At 45.6% G+C, this 16,571-nt stretch carries 12 protein-coding genes; 3 read left to right on the top strand and 9 right to left on the bottom strand.

All coding sequences use genetic code 11. The annotated features are described in order from the left end of the window. Positions 1-2: 2 nt before the first annotated feature. From L4D79_RS00670 to ectA, 6 genes are all read right to left on the bottom strand, one after another. Positions 3-2,822, bottom strand: a complete 2,820-nt coding sequence (locus tag L4D79_RS00670) for an amylo-alpha-1,6-glucosidase (RefSeq protein WP_428645985.1) — start codon at positions 2,820-2,822, stop codon at positions 3-5. Positions 2,823-2,935: 113 nt separating this feature from the next. Beyond that, the gene (gene malE / locus L4D79_RS00665) at positions 2,936-4,117 is read right to left on the bottom strand and encodes a maltose/maltodextrin ABC transporter substrate-binding protein MalE (protein WP_428645983.1); all 1,182 of its coding nucleotides are present in this window, start codon (positions 4,115-4,117) and stop codon (positions 2,936-2,938) included. Between the two features lie 144 nt (positions 4,118-4,261). Then, positions 4,262-5,686, bottom strand: a complete 1,425-nt coding sequence (locus tag L4D79_RS00660; protein ID WP_428645981.1) for an aspartate kinase — start codon at positions 5,684-5,686, stop codon at positions 4,262-4,264. Between the two features lie 129 nt (positions 5,687-5,815). Further along, positions 5,816-6,202 carry an ectoine synthase gene (locus L4D79_RS00655; RefSeq protein ID WP_428645978.1) on the bottom strand — a complete coding sequence of 129 codons (387 nt, stop codon included), beginning with the start codon at positions 6,200-6,202 and terminating at the stop codon, positions 5,816-5,818. A gap of 12 nt (positions 6,203-6,214) precedes the next feature. Continuing rightward, positions 6,215-7,480: a diaminobutyrate--2-oxoglutarate transaminase gene (ectB, locus tag L4D79_RS00650; RefSeq protein WP_428645975.1), complete on the bottom strand. Its 1,266-nt coding sequence runs from the start codon at positions 7,478-7,480 to the stop codon at positions 6,215-6,217. A gap of 34 nt (positions 7,481-7,514) precedes the next feature. Beyond that, positions 7,515-8,048 carry a diaminobutyrate acetyltransferase gene (gene ectA, locus L4D79_RS00645; RefSeq protein WP_428645973.1) on the bottom strand — a complete coding sequence of 178 codons (534 nt, stop codon included), beginning with the start codon at positions 8,046-8,048 and terminating at the stop codon, positions 7,515-7,517. A gap of 670 nt (positions 8,049-8,718) precedes the next feature. Between ectA and proV the strand changes: the two genes are divergently transcribed. The 3 genes from proV to proX are packed head-to-tail and all read left to right on the top strand — an operon-like array spanning position 8,719 to position 11,996. Beyond that, positions 8,719-9,906 (top strand): glycine betaine/L-proline ABC transporter ATP-binding protein ProV, encoded by a 1,188-nt coding sequence (proV, locus tag L4D79_RS00640; protein WP_428645970.1) that lies wholly within the window; start codon positions 8,719-8,721, stop codon positions 9,904-9,906. Between the two features lie 4 nt (positions 9,907-9,910). Next, positions 9,911-10,996: a glycine betaine/L-proline ABC transporter permease ProW gene (proW, locus tag L4D79_RS00635; RefSeq protein ID WP_428645967.1), complete on the top strand. Its 1,086-nt coding sequence runs from the start codon at positions 9,911-9,913 to the stop codon at positions 10,994-10,996. After that, positions 10,989-11,996, top strand: coding sequence for a glycine betaine/L-proline ABC transporter substrate-binding protein ProX (gene proX, locus L4D79_RS00630; RefSeq protein WP_428645964.1), 1,008 nt, complete (start codon positions 10,989-10,991; stop codon positions 11,994-11,996). Before proW ends, proX begins: the two co-directional genes overlap by 8 nt. Positions 11,997-12,190: 194 nt before the next feature. Here proX and L4D79_RS00625 read toward each other — a convergent pair whose 3' ends face one another. The 3 genes from L4D79_RS00625 to L4D79_RS00615 form a co-directional block, all read right to left on the bottom strand. Beyond that, positions 12,191-13,378, bottom strand: a complete 1,188-nt coding sequence (locus L4D79_RS00625; protein WP_428645962.1) for a potassium/proton antiporter — start codon at positions 13,376-13,378, stop codon at positions 12,191-12,193. Between the two features lie 241 nt (positions 13,379-13,619). Continuing rightward, positions 13,620-15,449 (bottom strand): alpha-amylase family protein, encoded by a 1,830-nt coding sequence (locus L4D79_RS00620; protein WP_428645959.1) that lies wholly within the window; start codon positions 15,447-15,449, stop codon positions 13,620-13,622. A 148-nt stretch (positions 15,450-15,597) separates the two neighbouring features. Beyond that, positions 15,598-16,473, bottom strand: coding sequence for a MalM family protein (locus L4D79_RS00615; protein ID WP_428645957.1), 876 nt, complete (start codon positions 16,471-16,473; stop codon positions 15,598-15,600). Positions 16,474-16,571 lie beyond the last annotated feature (98 nt).

Genomic DNA, 16,571 nt, shown 5'->3' with positions numbered 1-16,571 from the left:
TATTAATCTGTTGCCAGTGCTAAGCCTGCCTGTTCAACTTTCTGCTGCAGTACATGCTGACCTTGCAACATAGGGAACGCAATAGAAAGATCCGGCTGCGCAAAGCTAAGATCGCCAATGGCAGACACAAAGCTTGGCTGAAGAAGCGTAAGATCACGAGGCTGACCATTCACGGTAGCTGATGAATTCGCGGGATCAAACTCGATCACAGCCGGTAACTCACCTGCATCAATCAAGAGTTGATACTTCGCTTTGTCTTCTGCCATCAAGTGCAGTTCAAGCTGAACAGGGCAATGTGACTGATACTGCAATTCAAAACATTGCTTCCCTTGTTCATTGTGTTGGTAGCTAACTAGCAGCGCATTAGATTCACCGAAACAAAGCTCGGCATCAAATGCCTGCCATGCAGACGGTAAGCAAGGAGCTAACACAACCTTATCGGATAACAATTCAGGCTTGAAGCCGATATAGTCTTGGTAACCATTGCGAGTAAACTCTGACACTGACCATGCCTGGGCATAGGTTCCCGTAGTGGTAACCCCGCCTTGCTCATTCAAAAACGCATCAAGGTTTTCACTCATCGCTCCACGATGGCCTAAATACAAAATCTGATCAGACAGGTTCTTGGTTAGCTGATAAGCAAAATCAGCGTAGCCGTATTCAATCAAGCTTGAAACCGCAAAACCCGCATTCCAGCCCCAAATGGTACCGTTATGGTAAGCGGCGTCTTTGTGGTATTCATCACGGTTGGCATGGTACGGGTGGAAGATAGGATCATACTGCGACAATGACGTAATCCCCCATGGGAATAGCAACTCGCTGACCGCATTTTTCACCACTTTGGCACCAATGTTTTTTTCCAGCAAGCCATTATCAAACGGTACCGTTACCGCCATCAACTGGTTAGATCGTACCTGTAAGTCACGCTGATCATCACTATAAAGACGATCCGCTAACTTTTGCTGCTCATGATCCCAGAACAGTTTTTGGAAACTCTCCCTTACCTGCTCGGCCATCTGCTGATAATGTTCAACTCCCTTCCCATCATGGGTTAGCTTCGCCAGTTCAACTGCCACCAATAAGCTTGTGTACCACAGCGCCTGAATATCATTGGCACGGGTCCCACGGGCAGACCAAGGCAATTTACCTTCTAGTTTGGCATCCATCCAGGTATCGGGATCACGGTGTGTCATGAGCCCATGCTCATCTAGGTAGTGCTTCTCGATACCCGAAATATAGGTTTGAACCACAGGGTAGACAGCCGCAGCATAATCTTTATCACCGCTATAGCGCAGGTAATCCCAAATCTCACGTACCATCCACGGTGTACCATCTGTGGTGTTATAAATAATATTGGTTAAACTGGTAACCCGGTTAGGAATACGGCCAAAATTAACGCTACTTTCATCACTCAATTGCATTGAGGCAAAATTATCAATGATGGTCTTGGCATCTTCAAAGTCCCCATTGACCAATGTGATCCCCGGTACGGCAATAAAAGAGTCTCGCCCCCAACAGTCTTTAAACCAAGGCAAGCCAGCCCATATTCCTTTACCAAATTCCGTTGAAACAAAAACTTTCCCCGACGCTTTCGCCCACATCAAGGCCCGGTTATATTCCATATCCGATGTCCAGACATAGGAATGGGTTAGCATGTCATAGACCTGCTGCAAGTGAATACTCACTCCATCCTGCTCAACCAATGAACGGCCATGAGCAATCGCTTCAGCTTCCGTTTCTGCGAAAGACAGATACACAGTCATCTCGCTTTGTGGCTCGGTAGACGTCAACAGAGGCTTAACATGGTGGCCACTCAAATGAACCTTGTCTTTCAGATCCGGCGTTTCACCGAAGGTAGTTTCGGTAAATGCGAACGGCTGACTAGCACATAGGGCAATAAACGATGGCGTACCCGGCTGGCGTAATTCATTCTCGAGCGCGTACACTACCCCACCCTCGAATGCCTTCACTGACGAACTATCCATTGCAAGGTTTAGCTGAGGTGCAATAGCCAACGTTACGGGGTTATCCGCACGTACCGTTATTGCTGCACTGCGCTGGCGGCTTGCCTGCCCTGAAAACAACATTAATGTTTCTTCAATATTGTTACCAGAGCCATTGCTAAAGCAATGGGTAACACCGTACGGATAAATACGCGCTTCTAACGCCGATGTTTTATCATTGAGCACACCATCGGCAAATGATGCCATCGCTCCGAGATACCAACCTTGCTTATGACGGTACTTACCGGCAGCCACATAACCATGAGTAACACCATCGAAATAGCCATCAATGTTGTCGCCAAACACAAAGGGGGCGCTTTGTTCAACCCTGATCGCCAGCTCATCAAACAGCGGTTCTGGATCCAGTACTTTATTTCCCTTACCAGTCACTTGTTTCTGTCCCGCCGTCACTGAAAACGTGGCGCTGAACAGATCACGGGTTGGCTCGCAATCCAGGTTTTCACCTCCGGTTTCAATCACCATTTTCACACTGTCATCTGCAACGTTGACTGAAATCGTGTACAAGCCAGTTTCAGGCGCCATAAAGGTGAGATCGTTGCCGATCCCTTTGGCAGGGATCAGTTGCTGATGCTGTTCCAGCTCGCAAGCAACCGCCTTATATTTATCGGCAGCAAAACTAAGTGCTTCACTCCCTTGCTGGTCGGAAATTTTGAAATTATGAAGATCAGCGGAAAAGCAAACGACAGCCTGATAACAGCCTTCGCCAATATACGTCATTGGCGTGTCGTCACCCCAGCCATTAAAAGTCCCTTTGACATATAACGGCTCGTGAAAAGGTGCTTGGTCAATTGTGCTCACGTGTAATCCTTGGGTAGTCGTTCATTACAAAAATGCGCAGACTCCCCAAAAAAGAGCTGCGCATAATATTGATGCTATTGTTTATCCAGATATGTCTAGATATCACATTAGAGTTAGCGGATCTGCGAAGCCGCGGTGTCTAGTGCTTCTTGAACCGTTTGGCGGCCTAGGAGGGCGTTCTCGATAGCGGCACCTTCAGCAAACCAGTAAGCCGTCATCTCAGGGATATTCGGCATGATTTCACCGTTTTCCGCATTGGTCATGGTCGCAGCAATACGGCTGTCTTTAGACAATTTTTGCTGGAAAGATTTCAACGTTACAGCACCCAGCGGCTTGTCATCGTTAACCTTAGCCAGGCCTTCATCTGTGATCAGGTAATTTTCTAGGAACTCAACCGCTAGGTCAGTATTAGGACTTGCAGCATTGATACCCGCACTGAGTACACCAACGAATGGGTTTGATTTGCCACCATTCAACGTAGGGAATACCGCAACGCCATAGTTGATTTTTGACTTCTCAAGGTTAGCCCATGACCATGGACCATTGATAGTCATCGCCACATTGCCTTTGTTAAACTCAGACTCAGAAACAGCGTAATCCATGTCAGCGGATACAACCCCTTTCTTCGATAGGTCAACCAAGAAGTTCAGGCCAGCAACACCCGCTTCATTGTTAAGACCAATTTGCTTACCATCAAAGCCCGTTTCTGTTTTCTTGAACGCATAGCCACCATTGGCTGAAATCATCGGCCAAGTGAAGTACGCATTCTTCACGTCCCACATAATGGCTTTCTTGCCTTTGGCCGCCATTTGTTTTTCGATATCGTACAGCTCTTCCCATGTTGTTGGTGGCTCAGGTAGCAAATCTTTGTTGTAGATGAGTGACGGGGATTCTAGTGCGACAGGGTAACCCACCAACTTACCGTCATAGGTAACAGCATCCCAACTGAAATCAACCAGTTTGTTTTTGAATTCAGCAGAAGGCTTAATTTCAGTCAGAAGACCAGATTTTGCATAGCCCCCGAAACGGTCATGAGCCCAGAAGATAATGTCAGGGCCGCCGCCTGTAGGCGCGACTTGCTGGAACTTAGCTTCTAGTGAATCAGGATACTGGACGTTAACTTTTACCCCGGTATCTTCTTCAAATTGGCGGCCGACTTCAGCCAAGCCTTCGTAGCCTTTGTCGCCATTAATCCAAATAAGAATTTCACCTTCCTGCATTGCAGAGGCAGCCATAGGAAAAGCAAGAGCAGCAGTCAGAGAGCACAGAGCGAAGGATTTCATCACACGTTTCATAGATATTTCCAAATTATTTTTATTCGACCCGAGCATTTTCCTCCTCCCACTCAAGATGAGCATCATCCCCCCGCCTACGCCCCCCTAACCTTGAATCAACTCTGTGAAACTGAACACATTTTGTAGAAAGCAATATTCAGAGAGTCATGCCACTTTACTCTCAAATATTGTCTGACTCCCCCCCTCAAAAAATTCACAGTGAAGGGCACTGATGGCTTGCTGGTACTCGTTGTCACTCACCACAAACTGTACATTTACATTACGCATTGAAGAATGAATGGCGATAGGCGTTACCCCATTATTCATCAGCGAAATCGCCCCCTGAGCCAACGCCTTATTGGTATCTATTCGTGAACCAATAGCAGATATTAAAGCGACCATACGGCCGGTAATTAGTGCTTTTGGATAACGCTTTTCTGCCTGGTAGAGTACATTGTTCAAGCTCTCTGAGCTTCCTCCAAGGTAGTAAGTCATAGAGTTGGCATTCATTTCTTTACCAATCAGGCTCACATGTGCATCTGATATAAGCTCCATTAATTCATAGCTTACATTGTCAACCTTACCCACCATCGCTTGGTCAAATACGTGCAGCGCAAACACCTTTTGCTTTCCAGCAATAATCTCAATTTTGTCTGTTTCAGGCCGGTAGACAGATGAGATCAAAGTCCCTTTATGTTCAGGTTCAAAGGTGTTTTTAATTTGTAATTCAATGCCACTTTCACGCAAGCCAGCCGCAGCATTAGGGTGTATAGCTTCCATCCCTAAGTTTGCCAACTGATCAGCCACATCATAGTTAGTCCTGCCAATTGGCAGAACTTTTTCAGGACCGACAAGACGAGGATCCGCCGAGCTCAAGTGATACTCTTTATGGATAACGGCCAAGTCGGCTTGTGTAATTGCTGCAACTCGACTGAAAGTCATTTCGCTATAACCCCTATCATAGGTTTGCATAAGGCCTTCTTTGCAATACGCATAGCCAGTCACAATAGGTAGCTCTTGCGATACATCGATATCCGCGAAAGCCTCACAAATGGCTTCATCTAAGGTCTTCGACTGTTGCTCAGCCCAACCAGATAAGTCAACAAATTTAGCGTTAATACCCATGGTTTTGAGTTTCAATGCAGTATTGTACGCACTGTGTGCTTCCCCTATAGAGGATAAAAACTCCCTTATTTGGGGTAAGTAGTGACGCAATGAAAACTGCCCATACTGGCAAGTTTCCAGAATGGAAGAAATACAGCTCCTAGCCTCACTAATCCGTAAGCGAATAAACTTATCCGCTCGAATACGGCTCACAGGGTCAGCAAACATATTGTCATTCGTTAACAGCATGCAGCTTTCAACATACGACAAAGCGTCTTCCCATTTATCATCACGTTTTGCGATAAGTTGATACACGCCTGGTTTTCTATTTTTTTTACATTCTAAGAGTGCATCGGTCATCCCACCGTATGCGGAAACAACAAATACTCGGTTATAAGGATCTTTTGGAAGCAGGATAATATTATCAAGAACTGCATCGAATGCAGTCATAGAGGTACCGCCGATTTTTTCTACGGTAAAAGTCATGAAGCGCCTTAGTCGTTAGTCATTTACAAGGTAGGATAATTAAAAGGTGAAGCGAACGAACGCCTCACCGTTTATACCTAAGTGACTTCAAGTTGATGTGATCCCGAAGGGCGAGTTTACTTGGGTAAATTAATCAACAAGGGGATAGACACCATTTTCATCATGTACCTCTGCCCCCGTAATAGGTGGGTTAAAGACACAAGCCATAACCATTTCTTTATTTTTATAGGCTCTTAGAAAATGTTCATCGTGTTTATCTAAGATATACAAAGTGCCTGGTTTTATCGGGTAGGTTTCACCGCCTACCACCTCAATTTCTCCCTCACCACGCATGCAGAAAACAGATTCTAAATGGTTTTGGTAATGTATATGGGTCTCAGTGCCTTGGTAGATTGTTGTTATATGGAAGGAAAATCCCATATTGTCGTCTTTCAGCAACATACGGACACTTTCCCAGTTATCCGCAACGACACGTCTCTCACTGTTGCGACACTCATCGAGTGTTCTAACGATCATAATTCTTCCCTGTTAAGATGCTTTTTTGTAAAATTTTTCCGCGACCGCCTCTACTGCAGCCTCGAATATGTTCAATCCTTGGGTCAACTCAGCGTCGCTAATTGTTAGCGGACAAAAGAACTTCACGACTTCATCGTTTGGGCCCGCCGTTTCGATGACCATACCATTACCAAAACATGCTTTAGCGATATCACTGGCGATATCACCACTCTGGCATTCAATGCCAATCATCATGCCGCGTCCTTTGCTTTGTACGAACATATCTGGAAAACGTTGCTTACACCGGAGAAGGATGTCGTTCACCTGTTGCGAGCACTGCTGGATATGCGTTTCAAAATTCGCATTGGACCAATAAATTTCAAGGGCGTGGGCAGCAGTAATAAACGCATGGTTATTGCCACGAAATGTACCGTTGTGCTCACCCGGTTTCCAATGATCAAGTTGTGGTTTAAGTAGCACGACAGCCATCGGTAAACCATAACCGCTAATAGACTTTGATAGCGTGACAATATCTGGCTGGATACCTGAAGGCTCAAAACTAAAGAAAGTGCCGGTACGGCCACAGCCTGCCTGAATATCATCAACAATAAGCAAAATGTCGTTTGACTGACAAATTCGGCTTAATTTCTGCAGCCATTCGTCCGAAGCAACATTTAAGCCACCTTCACCTTGTACGGTTTCAAGTAGCACGGCAGCAGGCTTATCGATACCAGCGGAATTATCAGCCAACATGGTTTCGAATAGCTTAAGACCATCAACCCCGGCATAGCCTTCAAATGGTAGACGGGTGACATTGTGCAGTTCTGAGCCCGCACCTTGTCGGTGATGTTGGTTTCCCGTGGCCGCTAGTGCGCCTGCCGTGCAACCATGAAAGCCATTGGTAAAGGCGACAATACTGCTTCTCCCTTTCACCTTTTTGGCTAATTTCAAAGCAGCTTCAACCGCATTTGTTCCTGTTGGGCCTGTAAATTGCACTTTGTACTCTAACCCTCTTGGCTCGAGGATTATCCGGTTTAGGGCATCAAGGAAAAACGCCTTTGCTTCCGAGTGCATATCCAAACCATGTGCAATGCCATCCATTTCAATATACTCAAGCAGCGCTTTCTTAAGTAATGGATTGTTGTGACCGTAATTAAGAGATCCCGCACCAGCAAGAAAGTCTAAGTATCGCTCGCCTTGATCCGTTTCAAGCCAACACCCTTTTGCTTTGCGAAAAACAACGGGGAAACTATTGGAGTATGAGCGTACGTTAGATTCCTGCTTATTAAAAATATCCATGATTAGACCGTTTTTAATTCCTATTTATTAAGGGTTACTTAAGGGAAATGCGATAGAGATACTCTGTATCATGCTTACCATTAAAGTGAGATTGTTCATCAAGAAAAGTCGTCACTTCGCTAAGGTTGCCGTGAAGAGAATCCAATTTTTTGAACAGAGCCCAAGAGGCTTCATTTTCTTTGGTGATAGTGGTTTCAACCGCTGTTAGGTTTTCAAGCCCTTCTCTGTTCATAAGTGCTTCTAACATGCTAAATGCCAACCCTTTACCTCTGAAAGCAGAGGCGACAGCAACCTGCCAAACAAAAAGTACATTCGGTTCATCCGGTTTTTGATAGCCAGAAATAAAGCCCGCAATTTCACTGTTATGCTCAGCCAAAATACAGGTCCTACTGAAGTGTGCAGATTGCAGGAAGTTACAATAAGCGGAGTTCATATCTAATGGCGGACATTCTGCGATAAGGCGGTAAATGTCATCACCATCAGAGCGATTAGGTGCACGCAAACTCCATTTTTTGCTTGAGTCGTCTCCAACTTCTGGATACTGCACCCAAGGAGCTGATGTGATCATGTGTAGAAACAATCCTTCGAGTTCTAATTAATTTCCTTTTTATTATGGGCACTCTTCTTGACAGAAAATCAAACAATCATGGAATAAATAGCATTTTATGCGATCCAAATCACAATTATACCAACTATCAGTCAGAATAAATTAATTTGAGTTCTAACGTATTTCCTCTTCATACCGAGCGATAGCATAGATTGTCTTACACTAATGACTGCATTTGCCCCTCAGAGACACCGCCGGCTGGGCTTACTCCAAACTCACCGAAGTAGCAGCAATTTATGCCAACAACAAATCAAACTAACGCTAAGTATTTTAAAGCTCGTATACCTGCAATAGAAGAACAGAGGAAAACACCAAAAGATCAATTAGAGCACTAACCATTATACAAAATACGCAGCTCACACCACGCTACCTTCTGAAAGGTTATATTGAATGATGCAAATTAAAAAATTAATAATCACTTACAACGGATAACAACCAACAACACAAAATAAACAACAAGAAAAATAAAAGACTAAAATTACAAAGACTTGCATTAAGCCACCGCCAACCAAACAAGAAAACAATAATCATTCCCACCCACTATACAGTACGGTGTACATTGAAATGTGAGATAAAATTATTTAGAGTACAAAACGTTACGCAACAAAACATATTCAAAAGGACGATTGACATGGCTCCCATACTGGAAGTTAAGGGACTATATAAAGTGTTTGGAAACGATCCTGACCGCGCATTCTCACTTATCGAGAATGGCATAGATAAAGATCACATTTTCGAACAAACCGGGCTCACACTTGGCGTCAACGACGTTTCTCTAACCATCAATGAAGGAGAGATTTTCGTCATCATGGGCTTATCCGGCTCTGGAAAGTCGACGCTAGTACGGCTACTGAACCGATTAATAGAACCCACTAAAGGCAGCGTCTACCTGAAGGGAAAAGACATTGCCCATATCTCAGAAGAAGAACTTCGAGAAGTTCGCCGCAACAACATTTCAATGGTATTTCAAAATTTTGCACTGATGCCTCACATGACAGTGATTGAAAATACCGCTTTTGGCCTTGAGTTGGCCGGCGTCAATGTTAAAGACAGAAACGTCAGTGCACTGTCAGCACTGAGACGTGTCGGCCTCGACCCTTATGCAGAATCCTACCCTGATGAATTGTCTGGCGGCATGAAGCAACGTGTTGGTTTGGCTCGAGCACTGGCTTGCGACCCTGATATTTTGCTCATGGACGAAGCGTTTTCAGCACTGGACCCTCTTATTAGAACAGAGATGCAAGATGAGCTGATTCGTTTACAAAACGATGATAAGCGAACAATCGTGTTCATCTCCCATGATCTGGATGAAGCGATGCGGATCGGGGATCGGATTGCGATTATGCAAAACGGTGAAGTCGTTCAAGTCGGTACACCAGATGAAATTCTTCACCGTCCGGCCAATGACTATGTCGAAGCCTTTTTCCGCGGTGTAAACATAGCCAATGTACTGACAGCTAAAGATATCGCCCGTAAAAAACCCTCAGCGATGTTCAAAAAATCGGAAAACGATGGTCCAGGCTCCGCATTGCAGCTCTTAATGGATCATGACCGCGATTACGGTATCGTTATTGATAAAGCCAGCCGCTTTTCTGGCATCGTCTCACTTGACTCGCTGCAGCTTGCGCATAAGGAGAACCGTTCATTAGCCAGTGCCCAGCTAGAAGATACGATCACTTTACAACCTAATCAGCCAATTAACGCCATCTTAGGCCTTGTTGCGAGCGTGCCCTATGCCGTCCCGGTTGTTGACGAGCAAGGTCACTACTTAGGTGTCGTGACTAAATCACGTCTTCTACAAACACTGGATAAGGATTAGTCTCATGTCATCAGAACAAACGAATAACGATCCTTGGTCACAACCAACAAGCCAACAAAGTGATCCTTGGTCACAAGGAACAGATACCTCATCAGGCCCAGACTGGCTAAGCTCAGAAGTCGTTGAGGAGAAGCCTTTCGATTTGTTGCACCCCTTTCAAGATGCCGTTCTACCGCTTGATAGCTGGGTGGAATCTGGCCTCAATTGGTTAGTCGAACACGGACGCCCTGTATTTCAGGCCATTCGTGTACCTATCGATTTCATTCTCTCGTCTTTCGAAACGGCACTGGTTTCAACACCGGCCCCGTTCATGCTGCTTATCTTATTCTTATTAGCATGGCAGTTTTCAAATTTCCGGTTGGGTATATCAACCCTCGCATCGCTGGTGTTTATTGGTTTAATCGGCGCTTGGTCACAAGCTATGACAACGCTGGCCTTGGTCTTGACCTCAGTTTTCTTCTGCCTGCTGATCGGACTCCCTATGGGTATCTGGCTCGCGAGAAACAACACCGCCGCGAAATTTATTCGCCCCATTCTTGATGCGATGCAAACCACCCCGGCTTTTGTGTATTTGGTGCCAATCGTCATGTTGTTCGGGATAGGTAATGTCCCCGGCGTCGTTGTCACCATCATCTTTGCCCTACCGCCAGTGGTACGCTTAACCATTTTAGGGATTCAGCAAGTGCCTGAGGAGTTAATTGAAGCGGGTCATTCATTTGGCGCAAACAAAAAACAAATGCTATATCGCATTCAACTCCCTTTAGCACTTCCAACCATCATGGCTGGGGTTAACCAAACCCTGATGCTGTCGTTGTCCATGGTTGTCATCGCTTCGATGATCGCTGTCGGCGGCTTAGGCCAAATGGTACTTCGTGGCATTGGCCGGTTGGATATGGGGCTCGCCGCTGTGGGTGGCTTAGGTATTGTAATCCTAGCAATTTTGCTCGATCGCATTACCCAAGTCCTAGGCACTAATGCGGGTAATACCAAATTACGCTGGTACCACACCGGTCCGGTTTCATACCTGTTAAAACGTAAAAACAAAACGAAGCAGCCTGATATCAACCTGAGGAGAAAAACAAATGTATAATTCATGGAAGAAAGCGCTTGTAGTCGGGGCTATCGCCTCTGTCAGTTTTTCCGGTCATACACTGGCAAATGAACTACCGGGTAAGGGTGTGTCTGTTCAACCCGTACAGTCAACTGTTGCCGAAGAAACCTTTCAAACTTTGATCGTAAATCGCGCCCTCGAAGCACTTGGTTATGATGTCCAGCCAACAAAAGAAGTGGATTACAACGTCGGTTACACGTCTATCGCTAAAGGAGATGCCACTTTCCTCGCTGTTGGCTGGTTCCCTCTTCACGCTGATAAATACACTATGTCTGGCGGTGACGAAAAATTCTACCGCCAGGGGCAGTATGTCAGCGGTGCAGCGCAAGGCTACTTAATCGACAAGAAAACCGCTGAAAAATACGGTATTACCAATATTGGACAGTTGAAAGATCCAGAACTGGCCAAGCTGTTTGACGCCAATGGAGACGGGAAAGCCGATCTAACGGGTTGTAACCCTGGCTGGGGCTGTGAAATGGTGATCGAAGAGCAACTCAACGCCTACAGCCTACGTGACACTGTTACCCACAATCAGGGCAACTATGCAGCCATCATTGCAGATACCATTTCGCGCTACAAAAAAGGCGAGTCTATCCTGTACTACACTTGGACACCATACTGGGTTAGCGGTGTACTGGTACCGGGCAAAGACGTTGTGTGGTTAGAAGTACCATTCTCCGCCCTACCTGGCGAGCGCAAGAATATCGATACAACATTGGCCAACGGTAAGAATTATGGCTTTGAGATGAACTCGATGCGTATCGTTGCCAACAAAGAGTTTGCTGAAAAGAACCCAGCAGCCGCTAAACTGTTCGAAGTTATCAAACTCAACATCAATGATGTCAGTGCACAGAACATGATGATGAGCCAAGGCAAAAACAGTACTGCGGACATCGAATCACATGTAAACGGTTGGATTAAAGCCAATCAAAAACAATTTGACGCTTGGGTTGCCGAAGCTAAAAAGGCCTCGATTTAAAGCCTATTTTACACAGAGTCTACTTAATCTAGATAACCGTTTTGGCTAACAATAAAAAACCCCTCACTCTTGCAATCAAAGTGAGGGTTTTCTTTGCGCTGTCACTTCTTACCTTAGCAACCTTTCGATAGTTACTAAGTCTTCACCTTTCGTAACCGATTTAACGGCTACTGCATTTGAGTTAAGTGAGAAAACTATTTATCAACCAACTTTAGTTTGTTTGATAAAGGCTCGATAGCCCAGCCCTGTAGCACAACAGAAATCAACACGATAAAGAACACCATGTGGACCATTTCTTGCGAGCCCGCCACACCCGCAGAGGCAGGGATCAGGGCAAATACGATAGGCGTTGCGCCTTTCAAACCGATTGCTGAAATAAATAACTTCTTCTTAAACGATACCTTTCTGAAAGGCAGGTAGCTTAAGAACACGGCGAGCGGTCTGGCAATAAATATCAGGGCGACAGCCGGTAAGAGGGCTGAGAAAACATCACTGAACAGCTCTTTCGGGAAAAACTGCAAGCCAAGGATAATAAACATCAATGCCTGAGCAAGCCATGATAGGCTGTTAAAGAAGTGCTTACTCACCTCTCGGCCACGTTTAAGTTCATTCCCGATCACCACGCCAGCGACGTAAGACGATACCAAGATATTACCACCAAGCAAATCGCTGCCATATGCTGCAATAAAGAAGCACGCCAAAATGAAGACAGGGATCAAGCCGTACTCTTCAAGCTTGATTTTGTTTAGCAACCAAACGCAGCACCAACCGATAAGGTAACCCGCTCCTAGGCCGACAAGGATCTGCTGAATAAGCTCAATGCCAATACTGATCCCGCTGATCTGCTGGTTCGTATTAACCAACATCTCTGTCAATATAGCCACCAGCAATAATGCCACCGGGTCATTGGTGGCCGATTCAAACTCCAAAATAGTGTCGGTTGACTCTTTGAGTTTAAGTTTCTTTGATTCAAGGATAGAGAACACAGCCGCCGCATCGGTTGAAGAAACGACAGCAGCAAACAACAGACAGGTTAAAATGTTGAAGTCAGTGATGTAGTAGAGCAGTCCACCGAAAATGACAGTGGTAAACAACACACCAACAGTCGAAAGCACCCCTCCCTCTTTATAAGCCACCTTGATACTGGCTTTGGAAGTATTCAAGCCCCCAACAAAAACAATCACATTCAAGGCCAACGAGCCGATGAATGAGGTTAACGCCAAATCGTCATAAACAAAATTAAATTCACCATTACCGAACAATAGGCCGACACCGATAAAAATCAGTAGTGAAGGCAGGCCCAAGGTTTTTGATGGCTGATGAAGCAGGATCCCGATGGCAATCAGAGCCGACATCCCTAACATAATTAATTCTGTACTCAATAGACTTCTCCCAACAACACGGATGAATAACAATCTGGTAACTCAAATTGTACCATGCGCACTATTGCTTTGAGGCTAATGTTTGCTGACGAATTGAAATTATTAGCAAAATTGATGTAACTAAACGTTAAGTATTTTTGTGATCTGGCTTAAATTTTCTAGTTCAGCCCTAAAGTCACCACAAACAACAAAGGCCACACTTCTGTGGCCTCTCTATATGGGTGGAAAAACGAGCAGCTAATTAGTTATTAGCTCCAAGTGACAGCACAAAGCAATCCAGCGCACCCACCTCCAGCGTGATTGTGCCAAGCCCATTTTCAACGATCAGTGTTGCGTTAGACTTCTCGTAAAGTCGTTCAACCAGCGGATACTCACCGTCAACAAGCTGCCATTGTTCAATCAATACCGCCGGCAGTGACAACGTCACCCTACCTTTTGCACTATCTGCAAAATTCGCCAGCATGATTAACTGCTCGCTGGTATCAAAACGACTAAACGCAAACAGCTGATCGTCATACCCTACCCCATGTTGGCGGTTGTAAGTGTGCAGATCTAAATATTCCCCCATCAGCGCTGAGCTGTTCAGAGAGAAATTCATCAAGCGCTGATAAAAATCTCGTAGCCCACGCTCTTCTTCTGTTAGCTGACCGCCATCGAACTCACCATGGTTCATCCAGCGTTGATGGTTCGGTACACCGAAATAGTCAAATATCGTAGTACGTGAGGCCAGGCCAAAGCCCGCATCTTCGGCCCCGGCTTCACCGACTTCCTGGCCGAAGTAAAGCATGGTTGGCGAAGTGCTTAGCAATGTCGAGACCAGCATGGCAGGTTTACCCTTATTGGCATCTCCTGCAAACTCCGGGCTGGCAATACGCTGCTCATCGTGATTGTCCAAGAAGTGAAGCATATGGTGTTCAATATCCATCAACTGCTCTTGCACATCCACAATTACATCAGTAGACCCCTTGCCCTGCATCACTAGCTTCAAGGTATCGTACAGGTCGACCTTATCGTACAGGTAATCCATTTTCCCTAGGCGGATGTAGTCACGGTACAAGCCAGGCTGATACACCTCAGCCATCAGGAAGGCTTCAGGGTTTGTTTGCTTGATCGATGAGTTCATATAACTCCAGAACTCAACCGGTACCATTTCCGCCATATCATAGCGGAAACCATCAACACCCATAGCAAGCCAATACAGCGCTATATCACGAAACTTCACCCACGAATCAGGGACGTCTTTATCTTGCCAAAAGGCAAAATGCACTGCGTGATCTTCTTTATCGAAACCAACTGGCAGTTCGTCAAAATCTTTGCTGCCATCAGGACGGATACCGTAGTTCACCTTGACGGTCTCATACCAATCATCAAACTCCGGCTGAGCCAAACGTGAGCCGTTGCCGGTCCATTTGGCGGGCGTTTCTTCAAATGGTGTGGCCAACGTAGGGTGGTGTTCTCCGCCCAACGGCTTATAACCTCCCTTAGATTCAGGGACGGTAAACCTCTCGCCTGGAATGTAATAAAAGTTATTGTCTTTATGGTAGGCCACGCTGGTGTCATCAGAAGCACCAAAGTCTTCTACGCCCTCAGGGTTAGTCAGGCCCTGATAGCGCCTTGCAACATGGTTAGGGACGATATCAATGATCACCTTCAAACCCTGCTTATGTGAGCGCTCAACTAACGCCTTAAACTCTTCAAGGCGGTTTGCCGGGTCAACGGCGAGATCAGGATTCACATTGTAGTAATCCTTAACCGCATAAGGCGATCCAGCGCGCCCTTTAACCACGCTTGGATGATCATTTTCTACTCCGTAATCAGAGTAATCTCGCACCAATGCATGATGAGGCACCCCGGTATACCAAATGTGGCTCACCCCCAGCGCTTTGATTTCACTCAATGCCTTATCGGTAAAATCAACAAACTTGCCAACACCGTTCTCTTCCAACGTGCCCCAAGGCTTATTAGTGGTATGAGTATTACCGAACAACCGGGTAAATACCTGATACACCACTTCTTTGTTTTGCTTCGTCGTGCGCTTTTTATCAGCGGATGAATGCGTAGAATCTGTCATGAAAATAACTCAATACAAGCAAATAGAATCGATATAGATAATAGATAAGAGAACGGGCAGACGATCGCCTGCCCGATATACCCAATTACCTGAAGGTGAGGATTCGAAAAACACCTCGTATTAATGGGTATTGTTTAAACCTGCACCCTTACTTTTTAATCAGCTCAAGGAAGGTCGTTTCCGCAGTACTTGAACCTGCACGTTTGGCTTCTTCCATCAAGGTCAGGGCTTTTTTCATATCATTGCTCTCTACTGCCGCTTTAATCTGGCTGTTATAGAAAGCTTCACTCTCCGGTAGCATCTTCGCCGATGACGAAGTCACTACACTTGCCGCCGTGGCTGTGGTTACTGCAGCTGGAGCAGAAGTCGTTGCCGATGCCTTAGGCTCTTCAATTGCACGATATGAACGAAGAGCTGTCGGCTTCATATCAAGCTCAAGTGAACCAAATTTTTGGTGTTGGATAATTGGGTCGGTCACCATCGGACGCGCCAAACCTAGCTCTTCAGCACGGATACGCTCCGGATGCGGGATCTGGATTTCACCTTCGCGGTATTCCAGCGGCGAGTAGACCACCATATATGGCGTTTCTGTTTGGCTTAACTCGAAGCGTTTTTCATAACGAGATAAACGGAACATATCAGACGGCGCAATATCAAATTCATCCAGCTCTATTGAGTCAACCACTTCGAAAGTTGGGCTAAGCAGTAGCACTTTTGGTGCAAACACACCTGTTGAGCGCATCCAGCTTTTCAGGTCTACGCGCATACGTTCAACATTTTCAGGTAAAACGAAGCCTGCAAAGTAACTTTTACCCTCAGCAAAGTCACCGATTTGTGAATACTGATCAACAGCAAAATCAATACTGTCACCATTCATCGGAATCCACGAAAACTGGCTGAATGTCTCGCAACAAGCTGACTGCGTAACTGTCACGTCCTTGATAATTTCTGTTGAAGGGGAAGTTGCACAGCCAACCAGTGAAGCCGTCAGCAGTGCCGCTAATGTTAATTTCATTATTTTCATTTTATCTCCCATACCCTTTTTATGAACGGGGTATATACCTATTGCTTTTCACTAATCTACTAAAAAAAGCCAATAGGTATATAGCCAATGTAATTTGA

Origin of the sequence: Photobacterium satsumensis (assembly GCF_050336935.1) — a bacterium.
Taxonomy (GTDB): Bacteria; Pseudomonadota; Gammaproteobacteria; order Enterobacterales; family Vibrionaceae; genus Photobacterium; species Photobacterium satsumensis.
The sequence above is the reverse complement of the archived record's forward strand: the minus strand, read 5'-3'. Positions and strand labels throughout refer to the sequence as shown.